The organism is Rhodococcus sp. 14C212 (genome assembly GCF_011058195.1).
In the GTDB taxonomy this organism is placed as follows: domain Bacteria; phylum Actinomycetota; class Actinomycetes; order Mycobacteriales; family Mycobacteriaceae; genus Rhodococcus; species Rhodococcus aetherivorans.
Genome location: NZ_JAALEH010000172.1, coordinates 1 through 4,648 on the forward strand (window position 1 = coordinate 1; position 4,648 = coordinate 4,648).

The following is a 4,648-nucleotide window of genomic DNA, read 5'->3' on the forward strand; positions in this document are numbered from 1 at the left end:
CCCCGGATCAGTACCCCACGCCGAGGTCCCGGGGGTGGTAGCCCTCCGGATACCCCGGATAGGTGCGGTTGTTGGGGTTGCTCGCCGCCCGCGAGATCCGTCGCTTGGGCAGCCGGCGCACCACCGCGGACCGGGCGCGCAGCGCGGCCTCCGCGACCGCCCGGACCCGAGCAGAGCCCTGCGGGAACCCGAACGCCGCGGCCATCCGCTCGTCGATCAGCGCGTACACCGCCGTGGCGACGGCGGGTGCGAGCGCTTTCGGATACCACGACTGGAACAGCCGCAGGGTGTAGGTGCCGATGCGGTGGTTGTCGTCGCTGTACGTGAAGTGCTCGTCCTCGTAGTCCAGCTTGAACCGCTGGAACTCCTGGTAGGACTCCGGAATGTCCTTGATGCCCATCCGGATTCCCACCTGCCGGTAGAAGTGGAACGAGGCGAGGCGCTCGTGCGGGTGCAGCCGCCGCCAGCCGTAGCGGTCGATCCAGTCGATCGGGTCGTAGACGAACGTCGAGAGCACGTAGAGCATGTCGTCGTTGTCGATCGAGTACCTGCCGTGCATCCGGTTGACGTTGCGCAGCGACTCGCGGCCCCGATCGGAGTCGTAGCCGTGCTCGACGAGCTCGGACATCAGGATCGCGGTGTCGTCGTAGCGCTTCTGCGGGCGGTGCTCGAACTCGCCGGTGCGGGCGAGCAGCGCGGAGATGCTCGGCACGCAGTAGGTACGGAACAGCGCGAACTCGAGCGACCGTTGGTAGTCCCACGGGAACTCGTAGCCCGCGGTGATCCGCAGAATGTCCTGATGGTGGGTCACCGGGTCCAGACCCTCGATCACCTTCAGCCAGCCGAACCGGCCGGGCCCGGCATGCGGGTCCCGGTTCGGTGCCGGGAAGGTGGTGGCCTTCTCCGTCCGGGCGTCGGGGCGGGCGGCGACGGACGCGCCGCGCGTGCGTTCCTGGGTGCGGTCGGGGGAGGTCGACGTCATCGGTGTCACCGTCCGTGCCGGGTCTTGAGCATCCACGCGGCGATCTTCATGTCCCGGGCGGTGCGCTCGAGGGTGAGCAGGTTCAGCGGGGCCCGGAACCTCTCGACGGTCACCGACTTGGGCCGGCTGAATTCGCGCAGGCCGTCGGCGCCGTGGATGCGGCCGAACCCGGATTCGCCGATGCCGCCGAACGGCAGCGACGGGATGCCCGCGAAGCCGAGCACCGAGTTCACCGACACCATGCCGGTGCGCAATCGGTCGGCGATCTTGCGTCCGTGGGATCGGTCCTTGGTGAACACCGACGCGCCGAGGCCGTAGTCGGTGGCGTTGGCGCGCTCGACCGCCTCGTCGACATCGCGCACCTTGTTGACGACCACCGTCGGGCCGAAGGTCTCCTCGCACACTGCGGAGGACCGCTCCGGCACGCCGGTGAGGATCACCGGATCGACGTAGCGGTCGTGCACCGACTCGCGGCCGCCGACGACGGCCTCGGCACCGTGATCGAGCGCGTCGTCGATCTGGCCGCGCACGATGTCGATCTGCCGGGGCAGCGTCATCGGCCCGTAGCTGGCCTCGTCGGTGCCGCCGGGGCGCACGCGCTCGATGGTGGCGGTGAGCTTGTCGAGGAACTGCCGGTATACCGGTTCCACGACGTAGATGCGTTCGACGCCGGCACAGGTCTGGCCCGCATTCCCGAACGCGCCGAACGCGGCCATCTCCACAGCCTTGTCGAGGTCGGCGTCCTCGGCGACGATCATCGCGTCCTTGCCGCCGCACTCGGCGACGAGCGGGGTGAGGGTCTCGGCGCACACGGCCATGACCTTGCGGGCGGTGGCGCCGGAGCCGGTGAAGGCGATCTTGTCGACGCCGGAGCGGGCGAGTGCCGCACCGGTCTCGCCGAGTCCGGTGATCACCTGGAACACCGGCTGCGTGGGAGCGAGCGCGTTCCACTTCTGCTCGAGCCACCTGCCCACGCCCGGGGTCAGTTCGGACGGCTTGAACACGACGGCGTTGCCTGCGGCGAGCGCGTAGGAGATGGAACCCATCGGGGTGTAGACCGGGTAGTTCCACGGTCCGATGACGCCGATCACGCCGAGCGGCTGGTACTCGAGAGTGGCCTGCTGGTTGGCGCTGGCCAGGCCGGACGGGACCCTGCGCGGGCGCAGCACCTTCTTGGCGTTGCGGGCGGCCCAGTCGAGGTGCTCGATCGCGAGCAGCACCTCGAGGAAGGCGTCGCCGCGCGGCTTGCCGGTCTCGGCGGAGACGAGGGCCGCGAGGGATTCGGCGTCGGCGGCGACGGCCTTCTTGAACTCGAGCAGCCACTCCCGGCGGCCGCGGAAGCCCTGGGTGGCCCACCAGCGGGCGGCCGATCGAGCGCGGTCGACGGCGGCGGCCACGTCGGTGGCGTCGGCAATCGGGTACTCGGCGAGGACGGAACCGTCGCGCGGGTCGAGGCTGGCGAAGGTGGCGGACGGGGGAGCGGGCGACGGCGTGTCGGTGGTGCTGAGGTCCTGGGTCATGGAGTGACGCTTCCTTCACTGGGTCACATCAAATATATTTGATGTGATTCACTGTCGTGAATCTCACACTAGGCGGCGCGCCCGGCGTCGACAACCCCCCACTACTTGTCCAGGCCAGGAGGTCGATCCCATGCACACCAATCTCGCCGAACTCACGCCGGAGCAGCAGGACTTCGCGGCGGCCGTCGCCGACTTCTGCCGCCGCGAGGTGGGCACCCGCGCCCAGCGCGACGCGCTCACCGACCACGGCACACACAGCCACAGCCAGGAGCTGTACCGGAAGATGGCCGCCCTCGGCTGGCTCGGCGTGACCGTCCCCGAGGAGTTCGGCGGATCCGCCGGCAGCACGGTCGACCTGTGCATCCTGCTCGAGCAGACCACGCGGGGTATGGCACCCATCGGCGGCATCGGCCCCACCCTCATCACGGGCGCCGCCTACGAGAAGTTCGGCACCCAGGCGCAGAAGGAGACCGTGCTCGGCGGCATCGTCGAGGGCCGGTCCCAGTCCATCTCCATGTCCGAGCCCGAGGCCGGTTCCGACGTCGGCGCACTGACCTGCCGCGCCGAGAAGGTCGACGACGGCTGGCTGATCAACGGTCAGAAGACCTGGTGCTCGAACGCGCACTTCGCCGACAACATCCTGCTCGTCGCCCGCACCGACCGCAGCGGCGCGAAGCACCAGGGCCTGACCATGTTCCATCTGCCGGCCGACACTCCCGGCCTGAAGATCAGCGGCATCGACACGATGGGCGGCAAGGAGGTCAACGACCTCTACCTCACCGACGTGCACCTGCCGGCGGACGCCGTCGTCGGCGAGGTCGGCAACGGCTGGACCCAGCTGATGGCCGGACTGAACACCGAGCGGCTCATCCTGGCCGCGATGATGCTCGGTACCGCGCAGCGCGCTTTCGACGACGCCCTGCAGTTCGTCACCGAGCGCAAGCAGTTCGGCCGCCCGGTCGGCACGTTCCAGGCGATCCGCCACCGGGTCGCGGACCTGGCCACCGAGATCGAGGCGACCCGGCTGCTGGTGTACCGCGTCGCGCGCCTCGTCGACGCCAACCCGGGCAAGCTGTTCCCGCGCGAGGCGTCCATGGTCAAGCTCAAGGCCACCGAGGTCGCGAAGAAGACCGCCCTCGAAGGCATGCAGATGATGGGCGGCTACGGGTACGCCACCGAGTTCGACATGGAACACCACGTGCGCAGGACGATCGTGTCGACGATCTTCGGCGGCACCAACGAGATCCAGCGCGACATCATCGGCAAGAGCTACGGGCTGTAGACCGATGGCGGCACCGGCCCGAGCGTCGCGCGGACTGCGGCGACGGCCCCAGCTCTCCGAGGAGGTCGCGACCCACCTGCGCGGGCTCATCATCTCCGGAGCGCTGCGGCCCGGCGACTTCGTGCGGCTCGACGAGACCGCCGCCGAACTCGGGGTCAGCATCACCCCGGTTCGGGAGGCGCTGCTGACGTTGCGCGGCGAGGGCTTGGTGCAGTCGGTGCCCAACCGCGGCTACGTCGTCTCGCCGCTCGACCGGGGCGACGTGGCCGACATCTTCTGGCTGCAGAAGCAGATCGCGGTGGAACTGGCCCTGCGCGCGCTGCGGACCGCGGAACCCGCGGACCTCGAGCGGTTGAGCGCCCTGAACGATGCGCTGTGCCTGGCCGTCGAGTCCGGAGAGACACAGCGGATCGCCGACGCGGAGTTCGAGTTCCACCGGGATCTGAACCGGATCGCGACCAGCCCGAAGCTCGCCTGGTTTCTCTACAGCGCGGCGCGCTACACCCCCTACCGGCTCTACGCGGCGGATCCGGCTTGGGGCCGGCTCGCTGTCGCGTCCCACGCCCGGCTGATCGACGCGTTCCGCAGGGGGGACCGCGCCGAGGTGGTCGCGCAGACCGAGGTGCAGTTCGACGATGCGGTGGCCCGGTTGCTGGCCCACCTGGACCGGATCGAAGCGCGGGGCTGAGGCCCAACGTGGTTGGGGCCGAATGTCACATCGCTTCGCTTGGATCGAAGCGATGATGCTCCTATGTTCCGTCAAGGGGGTTTGGGGTTCCGGTGGTGGTGAGCAGGCGGAAGACTTCGCGGGCTACGGCACGTTTGAGGCAGCGGATGATCTCGCGGGTGCTTTTGCCTTCCGCG

General features: G+C 69.3%; 4 protein-coding genes. 2 read left to right on the top strand and 2 right to left on the bottom strand.

The window, feature by feature from the left end; translation table 11 throughout:
- Nucleotides 1-7: 7 nt before the first annotated feature.
- Nucleotides 8-1,018 carry an oxygenase MpaB family protein gene (locus G6038_RS30230; RefSeq protein ID WP_346772960.1) on the bottom strand — a complete coding sequence of 337 codons (1,011 nt, stop codon included), beginning with the start codon at nt 1,016-1,018 and terminating at the stop codon, nt 8-10.
- A complete protein-coding gene (locus tag G6038_RS30235) occupies nt 988-2,502 on the bottom strand; it encodes an aldehyde dehydrogenase family protein (RefSeq protein WP_165042547.1) in 1,515 nt (504 codons plus the stop codon). Before G6038_RS30235 ends, G6038_RS30230 begins: the two co-directional genes overlap by 31 nt.
- A 130-nt stretch (nt 2,503-2,632) precedes the next feature.
- On the opposite strand from G6038_RS30235, the gene G6038_RS30240 reads away from it, so the two are divergent.
- Together G6038_RS30240 and G6038_RS30245 are read left to right on the top strand one after the other, a co-directional pair.
- Nucleotides 2,633-3,784 (top strand): acyl-CoA dehydrogenase family protein, encoded by a 1,152-nt coding sequence (locus G6038_RS30240; protein ID WP_165042548.1) that lies wholly within the window; start codon nt 2,633-2,635, stop codon nt 3,782-3,784.
- 4 nt (nt 3,785-3,788) lie between these two features.
- Nucleotides 3,789-4,472, top strand: coding sequence for a GntR family transcriptional regulator (locus G6038_RS30245; protein ID WP_165042550.1), 684 nt, complete (start codon nt 3,789-3,791; stop codon nt 4,470-4,472).
- The last annotated feature ends 176 nt before the right edge of the window (nt 4,473-4,648 follow it).